We start from the raw sequence: 14,657 nt of genomic DNA, 5'->3' as shown, positions 1-14,657 counted from the left end.
ATCGCTTTAATGGCCCGAAGCGGCTGCAAACATGTATTCGAATGGATAGCTTCCTGCCTGGCCAAGCGGGTTCCCAGCCCGCGGCCATCGAGGAACAGCCCGCAGGCATCGCCTGCCTTCAACCCATGAGAATACCCAGATGAACAAATGGCTTCTGTGTTTATTGGGGCTAGTCGCGCTGACGGCCCAGGCCACCGAGACACGCCCCCCCTTCTCCCGCATCGTGATGTTCGGCGACAGCCTCTCCGATACCGGCAAGATGTACGGCAAGATGCGGGGTTACCTCCCCTCCAGCCCGCCCTATTACCAGGGCCGCTTCTCCAACGGCCCCGTCTGGCTGGAGCAGCTGACCCAGCAGTTTCCCGGGCTGACCATCGCCAACGAAGCGGAAGGGGGAGCCACCGCCGTGGCCTACAACAAGATCTCCTGGAATCCCAAGTACCAGGTGATCAACAACCTGGACTACGAGATCACCCAGTTCCTGGAGAAGGACAGCTTCAAGCCGGACGATCTGGTGATCCTCTGGGTCGGCGCCAACGACTACCTGGCCTATGGCTGGAACACCGAGCAGGATGCCAGGCGAGTGCGCGACGCCATCAGTGACGCGGCCAACCGCATGGTGCTGGGTGGCGCCAAGCAGATACTGCTGTTCAACCTGCCGGATCTCGGCCAGAACCCCTCGGCCCGCAGCCAGAAGGTGGTGGAGGCGGCCAGCCATGTCTCGGCCTACCACAACCAGCTGTTGCTGAACCTGGCTCGCCAGCTGGCGCCCACCGGCATGGTGAAGCTGTTCGAGATCGACAAGCAGTTCGCCGAGATGCTGCGCGAGCCGCAGAACTTCGGCCTGAGCGACACCGAGAACGCCTGCTATGGCGGCGGCTACGTGTGGAAACCATTCTCTTCCCGCAGCGCCACCACCGACAGCCGACTGGCCCCCTTCAGCGCGCAGGAGAGCCTCGCCATCGCCGGCAACCCCCTGCTGGCCCAGGCCGTTGCCTCCCCCATGGCGCGCCGCAGTGCGGGTGAGCTGAACTGCGAGGGCAAGATGTTCTGGGACCAGGTCCACCCCACCACAGTGGTGCACGCTGCCCTGAGCGAGCGGGCCGCCGCCTTCATCGAGCAGGAGTACGAGTTCATCCCCCGGTGATGCTCCTCTTATGCAGCAGGCCGACGTCCGTCGGCCTGTTTTGATCCCTTCATCGATTGTTTAATGAACACCCCATATGACACCCGTCACAATTCGGATTCATACTACCCCCTCTCTCCCCGGACTCCCCTATGATGGGCATAGTTATCACAATATGTTTTATATCAGTTGCTTGTAGATAAAAGAAAACGAGCTACGTTTAAACATGTTGTGGCTGAACGCTGGCCCAACCCATGAGGCGAGGCGACACGGATTCGTCCTCCCCACCAACAAGATTGCAGAGGCATCTATGAACAAAACACTGATTACCTTGCTGGTTTCAGGCCTGCTTGCGGCCAATGCCCAGGCTGCCGGACAAGACAACACCTGGTATGGCGGTGCCAAACTGGGTTGGTCCAACTTCTACGGTGTCGATGAGAGCAACACCATCGCCACCACCGACAAAGACGACGACGAAGTCGGTGCCGGCGCCTTCGCCGGTTACCAGATCAACCAGAACCTGGGGATCGAACTCGGTTACGACTACCTGGGCAAGCTCAAGTACAGCGGTACCCGCAATGCCGCGGCCTTCAATGACTCTGTCGAGGCCCAACTGGCCCAGCTGACCCTGAAGCTCGGCTTCCCGGTGGCAGACAACCTGGATCTCTACGGTCGCCTCGGTGGCGGTTACGGCTGGACCAGCAGCGATGAGCTGGACAACGACAGCCGCGCTGTCTTCGTCGGTGCGCTGGGTGCAGAATATGCCCTGAATCTGGACTGGGCAGCCCGCCTCGAATACCAGTACAGCACCCCGTACGGCAGCCGGGAAGATACCGGTCTGCGCATGGACAACGGCCTGCTCTCCCTGGCCGCCGTCTATCGCTTCGGCCAGGTCGCCCCAGTCGTGCCGGCCCCCGCCCCGGCTCCGGCCCCCGAGCCCGTGGTGGTCGACAAGCAGTTCACCCTGAGTTCGGACGTGCTGTTTGACTTCAACAAGGCCACCCTCAAGCCGGAAGCCGGCCAGGCACTGGATACCCTCTACAGCCAGATCGAGGAAGCCAGACCCAAGGATGGCTCGGCCACCGTCATCGGCTATACCGACCGCATCGGTTCCGATGCCTACAACCAGAAGCTGTCCGAGCAGCGCGCCCAGACCGTTGCCGATTACCTGATTGGCAAGGGGCTGCCTGCCGGCAAGGTCAATGTGGAGGGGCAGGGCAAGAACTCCCCCGTCACGGGCGACAGCTGCACCAGCAAGTCCAAGCGTGAGCTGATCGTCTGCCTGGCCCCGGATCGCCGGGTAGAGGTCAAGGTACAAGGGGTCTCCGAGGTACAGCAGTAACCTCGTCGGCTCTACAGCCCATGACAAAACGGGAGGCCAAGGCCTCCCGTTTTTCATGCCAACTTCTCAGCTGGTCTTGCGCACTTCCGCCGCAATCTGGTCCAGCAGTTGCTGCCAGCCCTGTCCCAGCGCGTCGACCAGGGCACCATAGCCATCGGCCGGCAGGACGTGCTCCTGCTGGAAGGGCACGTCCCGCAGCACGACCCCCTCCTCCGTCAGCAGGCGCCAGCGGCCGCTCAGCAGGGCCCGGCCATCGTGCCGTCCCTGGAAGTGCTCGACCGAGATGGTCAGCACAGGCCCCTTGCGGGCCCCGTCCTGACGCACCACCCAGCCCGGCAAGCGGCTGGAGAGGCCGTTGAGGGTCAGCTGGTTCAACTGGGCATCGAGGGAGCCCGCCCAGCGATGGTACTCGGCGAAGTGCAGCTCATTGCCTTCCAGCTGGTAGACCAGGCTCATCCGGTCGAGCTGGCCGGAGAGGGCCACGGGCCGCAGCACCAGCTGGTGTTGCGGCTGCGCCATGACGCCGGCCGGCTGCGGGCTGTCGGCATCGAGGGAATAGTAGTGCAGCGTCGGGGCGGCGCTGCACCCCGCCAGCAGGCCCAGCAAGGTCAGGGCCATCATCCGTTTTTTCATTGTGTTCCTCGCTTGGGCTCAGGATCCCTGGGGCGGGAGCGATCGAAGATCAGCGAACTCGGCTGCTCGTTCAACGAATGCACCAGGGGTTGCAACTCGCTCATCAGCTGGTTGAGGGACTGTACAGACTGACGCAGCTCCTGATTGGTCTGGGAGCCGGCATCATAGGTCTGCAGCGTCTCCTGCAACTGCTTGAGGCTCTGGTTGAGGGACGCAGGCAGTTGCTGGGTCGATGGCTGACCGGTGAACTGCTCCAGATTCGCGCTCACAGCCCTGATGTGCTTGAGTGTCTTGTCAAGGGTCGCCAGGGTGCTGTTGACTTGTGTGAGGGTGGTCGCCATATCCATGTCGACAAACTTGTCGAGGATCTGATTCACCTTGCGCTCGATCTGATCCAGCCCCGCCTGCACGGTCGGGAAGACCTGGTAGCCCGCCAGCTTGATGGGGTGATAGGCGGGGGCATCCGGATAGAAGTTCAGATCCACCACCTTGCCCCCGGTCAGCAGGCTGGAGGTCTTGAGGCTGGCCCTCAGCCCCTCCTTGAACTGCTTGCCAAAGAGAGTTCTCCATTGCTCTTTTTCCGCATTGGCGTAGCGATGGGAAATTCGCTGCACCTCGATGCGCGCCAGCACCGGGATCTGCCGGCTCTGGAACATCTGCGCGGCTTTGTCATCAATGGGGTAGGGAGCGGAAATGACGGTACCGACCCGGATGCCGCGATATTCCACCGCAGCCCCAGGGTGCAAGCCACCCACGCTGTCCTCGAACAGGAAGACGTATTCGATGAACTGATCCAGGCTACCGGCCAGCACGCTCGCCTCGTCCTTGAACAGCACGAACTCCTCGTTCTGCTTGACCGGTTCACCCGGCAGCCAGCCGGGGGGCAGCCCCATGGTGATGCCGCCGTTGATCAGGCTCTCGAGCGAATCCATCTTGACCTTCATCCCCTCGCTGCTCATGGAGACCTCGAAGCCCGGAGTCAGCCAGAAGCGGGAGTTGCTGCTCACCAGGATGTCGTAGGGGGCGTTGATGAAGAGCTTGTACTCCATCTCGCTCTTCTCGGGCAGGAAGTTGGCCTCCTCCACCTGGCCTATGGTGAACCCCTGGTAGCTGATGGGAGACCCCACCCCCAGCGCATTCGCGTCGCGACTGGACAGGGAGAGGCGCAGCCCCTTGGCATCCAGGGAAGCCAGGGGCGGTCTGTCCAGCATGGCGTATTCGCTGCGGGCCCGGCCTTTCTTGCCGGGAGATAGCTCGATATAGGCCCCGGAGAGCAAAGTGCCAAGACCCGAGACGCCCTCCCGCCCGACCCTGGGCTTGACCACCCAGAACTGGCTGTCCTTCTTGAGCATGCCGGCGGCGGCATTGGTCAACCGCGCCTTGAGCACCGCGTGGCTGTAGTCTTCGCTGAGCTCCACCGTCTCGATGCGACCCACCTCCACCTCCCGGGAGCGGATCACCGTCTTGCCCGCGACTATGCCCTCGGCGGTGGCCACGGTCAGGGTGAAGCTGGGGCCCTGGGAATACCAGTGCTGGAACAGCATCCAGGCTCCGATGAACAGCGCCAGCAGCGGCACCATCCAGATAGCGGCGGCCGAGCTCATGAAATCAGAGCCCGGTTTCCACCTCGTCTTACGCTCACTCACGTTCGCGTTCTCCTTGTTGTAAATCCCAGATCAGGCGGGAATCGAAACTCATGGCGGCCACCATGGTGATCAGCACGACCCCGGCAAAAGCGACGGCCGCGGGGCCAGGATAGATGGTCATCAGATTGTCCAGCCGGATGAGGCCGGCCAGTATGGCCACCACGAAGACGTCGATCATCGACCAGCGCCCCACAAATTCGGTCATGCGATAGAGCTTGAGCTTGCGCAGCGGCGAGGCCCCCTGGCCGCGCTGCACCACGTAGCAGAGCCACAGCAGCGCCAGTATCTTCACCAGGGGGACCACCACGCTGGCGAAGAAGATGACGGCGGCGATGGGGTAGGAGCCCATGGCCCACAGCAGCACCACGCCCCCCATGATGGTCGAGGGGCTGTCATCCCCCAGGAACACGGTGTCCATGATGGGATAGAGGTTGGCGGGAACATAGAGGATCACCGAGGTGATGAGCAGTGCCCAGGTGCGGTTCAGGCCGCCCGGCTTGCGGCTGTGCAGATGATCGCCGCAGCGTGCGCAGCTGTGGGCATCCCCCTCGTTCAGGGCACCGCAGATGTGGCAGCCCACCAGCCCGCAGGACAGGGCGCTGGTCTCGGGATCCACCTCTCTGGCGGCGGTCGGCCCGAACAGCCGCTGCCACAGCCACATCCGATCCAGGGAGGAGATCATCTTGATGAGCAGCAGGGTGTAGCCGACGAAGGCCCAGAACGACAGCCCCATCTTGATGTCGGCCATGCCCATCAGCTTGACCAGGGAGATGAGCACCCCGATGAGGAAGACATCCACCATCAGCCAGGGCTTGATCCGGCACAGCAGGCGGCCGAGGGAGCGCAGGGCATTGCTGTGCAGATCCTTGTCGAGGCGCCACAGCACCAGCATGATGGAGCCGATATAGACCAGCGGCAGGCCGATCAGGGTCAGACTCAGCACGGCCCCCAGAAACAGGTAGCCCTGATCCACCAGGGTGGTGATGCACTGCAGGAAGGTCATCTCCTGCCCTACCCCGTGGGAAGAAAACGACATGAAGGTGAAGACGTTGGAGAACGCAAACATGATCAGGGCAGCGAAACCATAGGCGATGGGCTTGCGCTCCTGCTCCGGCAGGTGCCGGCTCAGAACATGGCCGCAGCGGGGACAGTCGCTCGCCTCCCCCACCGCAAGCGGTGTCGCGGGCACCAGCAGATCACACTCTTCGCATGCCGTCGCGTCATGGGTATAGATGGTTGGATGTTGGTGTGAAACCGGATGCAAGATAAGACCCCAGCATGAGGCCCGCCACGGGGCCAGAGCCGCCAATTATTACAGCAGCGGCCCGTGCCCACCAGCCCTGTCGTTGCACCATCCGGGCAGGGGGTGAGAATGACTTTGACAAGGCAGTGGCCATTTAGCACAATCAAACGCCACTTTTTTTCCGCGGGACAATAATTTATGACAACTGAATCCCCCAGCTACTCCACCATTGAGCAGGCCTTCTCCCTCGGGAACGGGCAAGATTCTGCCCTCAACTGGCTGCGCAAGAACCGCAGTCAGGTCGCCATCTTCCTGGTGAGCGGCATCAAACTGGAGGGGACCATCAGCGGCTTCGACCAGTACAGCGTGCTGCTGACCGACGCCCACGGCAACCAGCAACTGGTTTACAAGGCCAAGATCTCCACCATCGCCATGCACTCGGGTCGTCCCGCCGTCAGCATCCAGCGCGCCCGCAAGCCGCGCGTCTCCATGGCTCCGCGTCCCCACGGCGCACCTGGCCGTTACGACGACAATCAGGGTGGCAGCAGCGAGCAGTAAGGCTCGCCCCTCCCTCACCCCGAGGGTGTTGCTGCGTCAGCCGGTGACACCTGCCGATCCCCACTCTCATGTTTTGCCTGTCCCGTATGAGAGTGGGTCTTCTCTTTGGCTTAGACGCTCCCGACCGATACGCCCGGCTCAGTAAGTCAACCCGACCGGTTTTCCCTCTATGACCATGCAGACCTGCATGCCTGCGGCCTCACCGGCCTGTGCCCCTATGCCCGTATCCTCGAACACCAGGCACTGGCCAGGCTCCACCCCCAAACGGTGCGCCACCAGCAGGAAGGTATCCGGATGGGGCTTGTGCAGCTCGACGTCATCGGCGGTGACCACCACGGGGAAGTAGCGATCCAGCCCGGTATTGCGCAGCACCGCCTCGGCATTGACGCGGGGCGAACCGGTCCCTATCCCCATGGGGATCAGGCCGTGATAACGCTCGACCAGATCCAGCATGGCCGGGAAGGGGGCCGCCTTGTGCAGGTTGGCGACGTAGTGCTCCGTCTTGCAGCGGGTCACCACCAGGGGATCCAGTGCGATCTGCTGCACCTCGGCCACCAGCAGGGCTATCTTGCGGCTGGGCATGCCCCCCAGTTCATAGAACCAGTCGGCATCGAACCGAAAACCAAACTCGCGGGCGGTGTGCTCCCAGGCGGCCAGGTGCAACGGCATGGAGTCCACCAGGGTGCCGTCGAGGTCGAAAACCAGGCCTTGAAATCCGGATAGGGTCATGGTGCAGGATCTGTCTGTGAAAAATGGGCCCCCATTCTAGCCAGAGCGCGGGCGCATCGCCATGTGCCAGATGGCGAGAAACGCTTGCCACCTCATTTATACAGGGCGGCGTGGGCCTGATGCCGAGCGGACAGCTCCCACGCAGATGTCAGCGATAGGCCAGGGTGCAGGCCCGCCCCTGGGACTTGGCGTGATAAAGCGCCTGATCCGCCTGCTCGGTCAGGGTTTGCCACCCCTTGTCCGCCGAAGGGACGAGGTAGCTGAAGCCGATGCTGACCGTGAGCCGCTGTGCCACCCGGGAGGCCGGATGGGGGATCTGCAACGCTTCCAGCCCCTGGTGGATCTGCTCCGCCAGCCGCTCAGCCTCCCCGGGTTGCGGGGCACACAGCAGGATCACGAACTCCTCCCCGCCATAGCGGGCCACCAGGTTGGTGCGCCGCCGCTCCGTCTCCTGCAGCAGGGCCGCAACCCGTTGCAGGCACTGATCCCCCTTGCCGTGGCCGAAGTGATCGTTGTAGGACTTGAACTCGTCCACGTCGATCATCAGCACCGCCAAAACCCCCTGATGGCGGCGCGCCCGCTCCCACTCCCGCTCCATGGTGATGTCCCACTGGCGGCGGTTGGCGATCCCGGTCAGGGGATCCTCCAGCGACAGCAGGGAGAGGCGGCGATTGGCCTCTTCCAGCGCCCGATTGGTGTCGGCCAGCTGCCGGGTCCGCTCCTGCACCCGCTGCTCCAGCTCGCGGTTGAAGCGCTCGAGCGCCGACTGGGTGCGCTGGCGGATCAACAGTTGGGAGAGCATGGCCGCATACTGCTTGAAGATCTCGCTCTGATACGCCTTGAGCGGGCGGCGCCAGAGCAGGTTGTCGGCGGCGATCCAGCCCATGGGTGTGCTCCCGTCCCACAGGGAGACCATGGCATTCCAGCCGCGCCCCACCTCCTGCTTCTCGTAGTAGAGCGGCGTGTCCTCCAGCACCAGCACATAGTCCTTGCGCCGCAGCGCCTCCTGCACCATGGGGTGATCCGGTATGGGGCTGATGAAGTGGCGCTCGTCGATGAGCTCCCCCGCCTCGTTGGTGCCCCAGGTGCCGTGCATGGTCTTGACGTCGCCATCCGTCAGGAAGATGGCGACGCGGTCGAATTGCAGGTCCTGGCGGGCCAGCGCCACGGCGTCGTGCAGCAGGCGATCCTCGCTGTCGCAGCGGGCAAGCTTGACGCCCACCTGGTGCAGCGCCTGCAACATGCTGAGGAAGGAGTCCTGCAGGGCCTGGCTGCGCACGAGATCGGCCTGGGTATGGAGCCGCTGATCCCGCTCCAGATCCACCTGACCCGCGAGTCGCCGGCTCTCCAGCTCGGCGGCGAGGTAGTGCATCAGCAGCTGGATGCTCTGTTGCTGGCGCCTGGGCAGGCGATCGAGGCGACGTCGGGTCTCCAGATAGACCACGGCCTCCAGCCCCTTGTGACGCTTGAGGGGGAAGCAGGCGCGCAGGCGTGGTATCTCCGGCTCGACGCTCTCCCAGATGGCACGGGTCGGCGCGATCGGTTCCACCAGCAACTGGCCGAGTTCGAGGGAACGTTCGATGAAGAGCATGGGCAGCTCGAGGGAGCCAAGGAGGTCGGCGTTCAGGCAGAGCAGCCCTTGCTCGGGACGATAGTGATAGAGCTGGGGCGTCGGTGCCCGCAACCACAGATAGATCTGTTCGGCCTCGGTCTTTTCTCTGACCGCAGACAGCGTCACTTCACAGAGGTGTTCAAAACTGGTGAAGTGCTCGGGATCCCATTCTTCCATGCCGACTCATCCTTGATTGTATCCAAGCGAGTATATCGACAAAGCCCGGTCATTCATTGACCGGGCGATCAAAAGCGAGATCCAGAGCCCAGTTTTTACAACAGATCCAATGCCTGCATGGCGGCGCGGATCCGCTCGCGGGTAGCTTCCGACAACGGCATCACCGGCAGACGGCACTCTTCGCTGCAGAACCCGAGCAAGGAGACTGCGTACTTGGCGCCCGCCGGGCTCGGCTCGGCGAACATGGCCTGGTGCAGCGGGATCAGCCTGTCCTGCAGCTCCCGGGCGGCCTGCCACTCGCCGGCCAGGGTCAGGTTCTGCACCTCGGCCACCAGCTTGGGGGCCACGTTGGCGGTCACCGAGATGCAGCCCTGGCCGCCACCTATGTTGTAAGCCACGGCGGTGGCATCTTCGCCGGAGAGCCAGGCGAACGGCTTCTTGATGAGCTGGCGCTCAACCCAGGGGCGGGCCAGATCGCCGGTGGCGTCCTTCACCCCGGCGATGCGCGGCAGTTCGGCCAGGCGCGCCAGGGTCGCCGGCTGCACGTCGACGATGGCCCGCGGCGGGATGTTGTAGACGATGATGGGCTTGGTGGTGGCATCATGCACCGCCTTGAAGTGGTGGTAGAGCCCCTCCTGATTCGGGCGGTTGTAGTAACCCGCCACGTGCAGGGTGGCATCCGCCCCGGCCTGCTCGGCGTAGCGGGTGTACTCGATGGCCTCGACCGGGTTGTTGGACCCGGCCCCTGCGATGACGGGAATGCGCCCCGCCACCTGCTTGACCACCAGCTCCACCACCCGGCAGTGCTCGTCGTGGGTCAGGGTCGGGCTCTCCCCCGTGGTGCCGACCGGCACTATGCCATGGGTCCCCTGCGCTATGTGCCACTCCACCAGGCGAGTCAGTGCGGCCTCGTCCAGCTGGCCCTGTCGGAATGGGGTGATCAGGGCGACTATCGAACCTTGAAACATGGGATTTCCTTCTCCTACACAGATGAAATGGTCAATAAAAAGCCCCGGTACGGGGGTCGCTACCGGGGCTTGAATCGTCTCAGGGATGAGAGGTTACGCGCGCACGCCAGCAGGCCCGAATGTCAGGCTGTGTTTGTGCTTTCGTTTCGATACGCATGACCGCATTGCATCATCCCCGGGTAAATAAGGCGTCTGGGCATATTTCGGGAACACGGCATAAATGTCAAGGCGAAAGCGGCCATGTATAATGGCCGCCCAAAAATGCGTGGAGAGACCCAATGAGCCGCCCTGCCGGAGCCATCAGCCAGAAAAACAGTGCCGTCAGCCAGATGCTGGAACGTAACCAAGCCCTCTTTGTCGGCAAGCGGCTCCTGGTGTGCGGCGCCCTGGAGGACGATTACCCCCGCCAATTGGCCGAACTGGCCCACTCGCTCACTGTCTTTACCACAGATTACTGCTATTACCGCAGCCAGCAGGCCGCGCTGGGGGATGCCATTCTGTTCGACCACCAGCTCGGCGGCGCCCCCCGTTTCGATGCCCTGCTGTTGCTGATGCCCAAGGCCAAGGCCGAGGCGCAATATCTGCTGGCCATGATGACGCCGCTGCTCGAGAGCGGGGCCGACCTGTTCCTCGCCGGCGAGAACCGCGGCGGCATCAACGGTGCCGACAAGCTGCTGGCCCCCTATGGCGAGCCGCCGGTCAAGCGGGACTCGGCGCGCCGCTGCTCCCTCTATCACGGCGAACTGAGCAAGCCGGTGGCCCCCTTCGAGCTGGACGCCTGGTTCAGCCGCTACGAGTGCCGGGCCGGCGACACCGGGCTGACCGTCATGGCTCTACCCGGGGTCTTCAGCGCCGACGGCCTGGATCTCGGCAGCCAGATGCTGCTGGCGAGCCTGCCCCCCATGCAGGGCAAACTGCTGGACTTCGGTTGCGGCGCCGGGGTCATCGGCTCCGTGCTGGTCAAGCGCAATCCGGCCCTGGCCGTCACCATGGTGGACATCAATGCCCTGGCGCTGGAATCCAGTCGCCGCACCCTGGCGGTCAATGGCCTGAACGGCCGGGTCCATGCCTCCGACGTTTACTCCGATATTGCCGAAACATTCCAACATATCGTCTCCAATCCCCCCTTCCACGCCGGGCTCAAGACCTTCTACGCCGCCACCGAAACCTTCCTGGCAAAGGCCCCCGCATTCCTGACCCGGGATGGCGACCTGACCATAGTTGCCAACGCCTTCCTGCGATACCAGCCTATACTGGATGCGCACTTCAAACAGACCGAGGTGATCGCGGGTGATGCCAAATTCAAGGTGTATCTGAGCAAAGCCTAAATAAGTGCAACGGTTGTAATAAAACAAGTAGAGAGTGCCAGACGGGATCTGCTAAGGTACCAAGAAAACGTTTACCACCCCTTTTGGGGTGTTTTTTTCGCAACAGCATGAAAACCTTTTCAAGGCATGAATTCAGGGAGAGAAATACGATGGCAGGCATACTCACCATGATACTGGCCGGCGGTGAAGGAACCCGTCTCCAGCCACTGACCACCACCCGCAGCAAACCCTCGGTTCCCTTTGGCGGCAGCTATCGCCTGATCGACTTCGTCCTCAACAACTTCGTCAACGCCGACTTCCTGCGTATCTACGTGCTCACCCAGTTCAAATCCCAGTCCCTCTATCTGCACATGAAGAAGGGCTGGAACATCGTCGGCATCACCGACCGCTTCATCGACCCCATCCCGGCCCAGATGCGAATGGGCAAGCGCTGGTATGACGGCACCGCCGACGCCATCTACCAGAACCTGCGCTTCATCGAGATCTCCGACCCCGAGCACGTCTGCATCTTCGGCTCCGACCACATCTACAAGATGGACGTGAGCCAGATGGTGAGCTTCCACAAGCAGAAGGCGGCTGCCCTGACGGTCGCGGCCCTGCGCATGCCCATCGAGGAGGCAAGCGCCTTCGGGGTGATCGAGGTAGATCAGGAGGGACGCATGATCGGCTTTGAAGAGAAGCCCCGGCACCCGAAGCACATTCCCGGCGATCCCACCCAGGCCCTGGTCTCCATGGGCAACTACATCTTCGAGACCGAGGCGCTCTATCGGGAGCTCAAGCGGGATGCCGCCGAGGAGAACTCCAGCCACGACTTCGGCAAGGACATCATCCCCAGTCTGTTCCCCCGTGCCCCCGTCTATGTCTACGACTACAGCACCAACGTGATCCCGGGGGAGAAACCCAACGTCTACTGGCGCGACGTGGGGACGCTGGACGCCTATTGGCAGGCGCACATGGACCTGGTGGCCGACGACGCCCCCTTCTCCCTCTACAACCGCAAGTGGCCGCTGCACACCCACTACCCGCCCCTGCCCCCCGCCACCTTCATCGACACCGACGACTGCAAGGTCAAGATCGCCAACTCCCTGATCTCCGGCGGCTGCTTCATTCAGGGCAGCCAGATCCAGCGCTCCATCCTGGGATTCCGCTGCAACATTGGCCCCTGCAGCCACATCAGCGAGTCGGTCCTGCTCGGTGACGTGAAAATCGGCGAGGGCTGCTCCATCCGCCGCGCCATCATCGACAAAAACGTTGAAATTGCACCCGGCACCGTGATCGGTGAGAATCTGGACCATGACAGAGAGCGGTTTACCGTGTCCGAAGGCGGTATCGTCGTGGTACCTAAGGGAGCAAGAGTTGGCTATTAACCCACTGAAAATCCTGTTTGTAGCCTCGGAGGTTGAGGGGCTGGTGAAGACCGGGGGCCTGGCGGATGTCGCCAAGGCCCTGCCGCAGCATCTTGCCCGGGCGGGCCACGATGTGCGCATCATCCTGCCCTTCTACAAGACCCTCAAGCGCCGGGACGAGGCCAAACTCCTCGCCTCGCGCTGGCTGCCCACGCCGCAGGATCGGAGCGATATCGGTTATCGCATCCATCAGTTGGAACTGGACGGGATCTGCGTCTACCTGCTCGATTGCCCCCAGTATTTCGAACGCCCTCAGCTCTATGCCGAGAACAATCAGGCCTATCCCGACAACGGCGAGCGCTTCGCCTTCCTGGCGGCGGCGGCCCTGCACGCCTGCGAGCAGCTGGGCTTTGCCCCCGACATTGCCCACTGCAACGACTGGCACACCGGCCTGCTGCCGCTGCTGCTGAAGACCCGGCACGCCCATAACCCCTTCTTCCAGCGCACCCGATCCGTCATCAGCATCCACAACGCCGCCTTCCAAGGGGTGTTCGATCGCCAGCAGTTCTGGGCCGTGCCCGAGATCGCCGACTACGAGCGGCGCATCAACTACGACTACGGCCACGTCAACCTGCTCAAGTGTGGCGTGCTCTATGCAGACAAGATCAATGCGGTCAGCCCCAACTATGCCAGCGAGCTGCTGACCCACCTGGGGGCCCACGGCATGGCGAGCGTGTTCCAGCAGCGCGCGGCCGACCTGAGGGGCATCCTCAACGGCTGCGACTACCAGGACTGGGATCCCGCCTTCGATCCCCTGCTGCCCGCCACCTATGACGCCGACAACCTGGCTGGCAAACATGTCTGCAAACAGGTCCTGCAGCAGGAGACGGGGCTGCCTGTCGGCAGCCTGCCCATCTACGGCATGGTGTGTCGTCTGACGGAGCAGAAGGGCGTACACCTGCTGATCCCGGCCCTGGACAAGTTCCTGCAGCATAGGGTGCAGGTGGTGATAGTGGGATCCGGCGACCCCTCCCTCGCCGCCCAGTTGCAAAGCATCGCCCAGCAGCATCCCGAGAAATTTGTCTTTATCAACGCCTATGACGACCGCCTGGCCCACCTGGTGGAGGCTGGCGCCGACTTCTTCCTGATGCCTTCCCTGTTCGAACCCTGCGGCCTCAACCAGATGTACAGCCTGGCCTATGGCACCCTGCCGCTGGTGCGGGCGGTCGGTGGCCTGAAGGATACCGTGGTGGACTGGGATGCCGACCCCGAGCATGCGACCGGCTTCTGCTTCAACGATCCCACCGCCAGCACCCTGCTCGATGCGATGCGCCGCAGCCTGATCCATTACCTGCAAGAACCGGAGCGTTTCGCCCGAATCCAGCACAACGCCATGAACACCCGCTTCGACTGGGCCGGCTCTGTCCCCCTGTACGAGCAGATGTATCGCGATGCCCTGGCCGGGACCTGACTCCGATTGCTGAAGTTTTGTGCCCTTGATGCGGCTTTACCGGTCAACAGCGAAAAAAGTCCCCTTTGGCTGTTGACGCCCCCCCAAAACTCTATAGAATCCCCCACCGCAGTGATGCGAAGGTGGCGGAATTGGTAGACGCGCTAGCTTCAGGTGTTAGTGTCCCACGGATGTGAGGGTTCGAGTCCCTCTCTTCGCACCATACTGCGCCATGCTCTTATCGGACAGCATGTAAAACCAGACTGATAACCCGAATGTGCGAAGGTGGCGGAATTGGTAGACGCGCTAGCTTCAGGTGTTAGTGCCCCCCGGGTGTGAGGGTTCGAGTCCCTCTCTTCGCACCATGCTTTTGTCAGACAGCATGTAAATCCAGACTGATAACCCGATGTGCGAAGGTGGCGGAATTGGTAGACGCGCTAGCTTCAGGTGTTAGTGCCCCCCGGGTGTGAGGGTTCGAGTCCCTCTCTTCGCACCATGC

At 62.7% G+C, this 14,657-nt stretch carries 12 protein-coding genes and 3 tRNA genes; 9 read left to right on the top strand and 6 right to left on the bottom strand.

Going from position 1 to position 14,657, the window contains the following annotated elements; all coding sequences use genetic code 11:
• The first annotated feature begins 139 nt into the window (after window positions 1-139).
• On the top strand, window positions 140-1,147 hold the full coding sequence (locus AB5Y72_RS18240; RefSeq protein WP_325782845.1) for an SGNH/GDSL hydrolase family protein: 1,008 nt from the start codon (window positions 140-142) through the stop codon (window positions 1,145-1,147).
• 289 nt (window positions 1,148-1,436) lie between these two features.
• The gene (ompA, locus tag AB5Y72_RS18235) at window positions 1,437-2,468 is read left to right on the top strand and encodes a porin OmpA (protein ID WP_042075948.1); all 1,032 of its coding nucleotides are present in this window, start codon (window positions 1,437-1,439) and stop codon (window positions 2,466-2,468) included.
• A gap of 66 nt (window positions 2,469-2,534) precedes the next feature.
• Here ompA and AB5Y72_RS18230 read toward each other — a convergent pair whose 3' ends face one another.
• The 3 genes from AB5Y72_RS18230 to AB5Y72_RS18220 are packed head-to-tail and all read right to left on the bottom strand — an operon-like array spanning window position 2,535 to window position 6,011.
• Window positions 2,535-3,101 (bottom strand): membrane integrity-associated transporter subunit PqiC, encoded by a 567-nt coding sequence (locus AB5Y72_RS18230; RefSeq protein ID WP_209793990.1) that lies wholly within the window; start codon window positions 3,099-3,101, stop codon window positions 2,535-2,537.
• A complete protein-coding gene (gene pqiB, locus AB5Y72_RS18225) occupies window positions 3,098-4,747 on the bottom strand; it encodes an intermembrane transport protein PqiB (RefSeq protein ID WP_209793989.1) in 1,650 nt (549 codons plus the stop codon). Before pqiB ends, AB5Y72_RS18230 begins: the two co-directional genes overlap by 4 nt.
• The gene (locus AB5Y72_RS18220) at window positions 4,740-6,011 is read right to left on the bottom strand and encodes a paraquat-inducible protein A (RefSeq protein WP_042075953.1); all 1,272 of its coding nucleotides are present in this window, start codon (window positions 6,009-6,011) and stop codon (window positions 4,740-4,742) included. Before AB5Y72_RS18220 ends, pqiB begins: the two co-directional genes overlap by 8 nt.
• Before the next feature lie 177 nt (window positions 6,012-6,188).
• Between AB5Y72_RS18220 and hfq the strand changes: the two genes are divergently transcribed.
• Window positions 6,189-6,548, top strand: coding sequence for an RNA chaperone Hfq (hfq, locus tag AB5Y72_RS18215; RefSeq protein ID WP_033128946.1), 360 nt, complete (start codon window positions 6,189-6,191; stop codon window positions 6,546-6,548).
• Window positions 6,549-6,686: 138 nt separating this feature from the next.
• Here the strand turns inward: hfq and AB5Y72_RS18210 are convergent, their stop codons facing one another.
• The 3 genes from AB5Y72_RS18210 to dapA form a co-directional block, all read right to left on the bottom strand.
• The gene (locus AB5Y72_RS18210; RefSeq protein WP_325782844.1) at window positions 6,687-7,277 is read right to left on the bottom strand and encodes a beta-phosphoglucomutase family hydrolase; all 591 of its coding nucleotides are present in this window, start codon (window positions 7,275-7,277) and stop codon (window positions 6,687-6,689) included.
• Between the two features lie 148 nt (window positions 7,278-7,425).
• Entirely contained in the window at window positions 7,426-9,066 is a 1,641-nt protein-coding gene (locus AB5Y72_RS18205; RefSeq protein ID WP_325782843.1) for a diguanylate cyclase, read from the bottom strand.
• A 95-nt stretch (window positions 9,067-9,161) separates the two neighbouring features.
• Window positions 9,162-10,034 carry a 4-hydroxy-tetrahydrodipicolinate synthase gene (gene dapA / locus AB5Y72_RS18200; RefSeq protein WP_318162571.1) on the bottom strand — a complete coding sequence of 291 codons (873 nt, stop codon included), beginning with the start codon at window positions 10,032-10,034 and terminating at the stop codon, window positions 9,162-9,164.
• Window positions 10,035-10,333: 299 nt separating this feature from the next.
• Between dapA and rsmC the strand changes: the two genes are divergently transcribed.
• From rsmC to AB5Y72_RS18170, 6 genes are all read left to right on the top strand, one after another.
• Window positions 10,334-11,362 (top strand): 16S rRNA (guanine(1207)-N(2))-methyltransferase RsmC, encoded by a 1,029-nt coding sequence (gene rsmC / locus AB5Y72_RS18195; protein WP_325782926.1) that lies wholly within the window; start codon window positions 10,334-10,336, stop codon window positions 11,360-11,362.
• Between the two features lie 107 nt (window positions 11,363-11,469).
• Complete coding sequence (glgC, locus tag AB5Y72_RS18190; RefSeq protein WP_084202623.1) at window positions 11,470-12,729, top strand: glucose-1-phosphate adenylyltransferase; 1,260 nt, start codon at window positions 11,470-11,472, stop codon at window positions 12,727-12,729.
• Window positions 12,719-14,179, top strand: coding sequence for a glycogen synthase GlgA (glgA, locus tag AB5Y72_RS18185; RefSeq protein WP_325782842.1), 1,461 nt, complete (start codon window positions 12,719-12,721; stop codon window positions 14,177-14,179). Before glgC ends, glgA begins: the two co-directional genes overlap by 11 nt.
• 116 nt (window positions 14,180-14,295) lie before the next feature.
• Window positions 14,296-14,381: transfer RNA gene (locus tag AB5Y72_RS18180), tRNA-Leu, on the top strand.
• 56 nt (window positions 14,382-14,437) lie between these two features.
• Window positions 14,438-14,523, top strand: a tRNA-Leu gene (locus tag AB5Y72_RS18175).
• Window positions 14,524-14,568: 45 nt separating this feature from the next.
• Window positions 14,569-14,654: transfer RNA gene (locus AB5Y72_RS18170), tRNA-Leu, on the top strand.
• Window positions 14,655-14,657: the final 3 nt, after the last annotated feature.

Source organism: Aeromonas sp. R7-4 (genome assembly GCF_040908055.1).
Lineage (GTDB): Bacteria > Pseudomonadota > Gammaproteobacteria > Enterobacterales > Aeromonadaceae > Aeromonas > Aeromonas sanarellii.
Note: the sequence above shows the minus strand (reverse complement) of the source record. Positions and strands in the feature narration are given on the sequence as shown.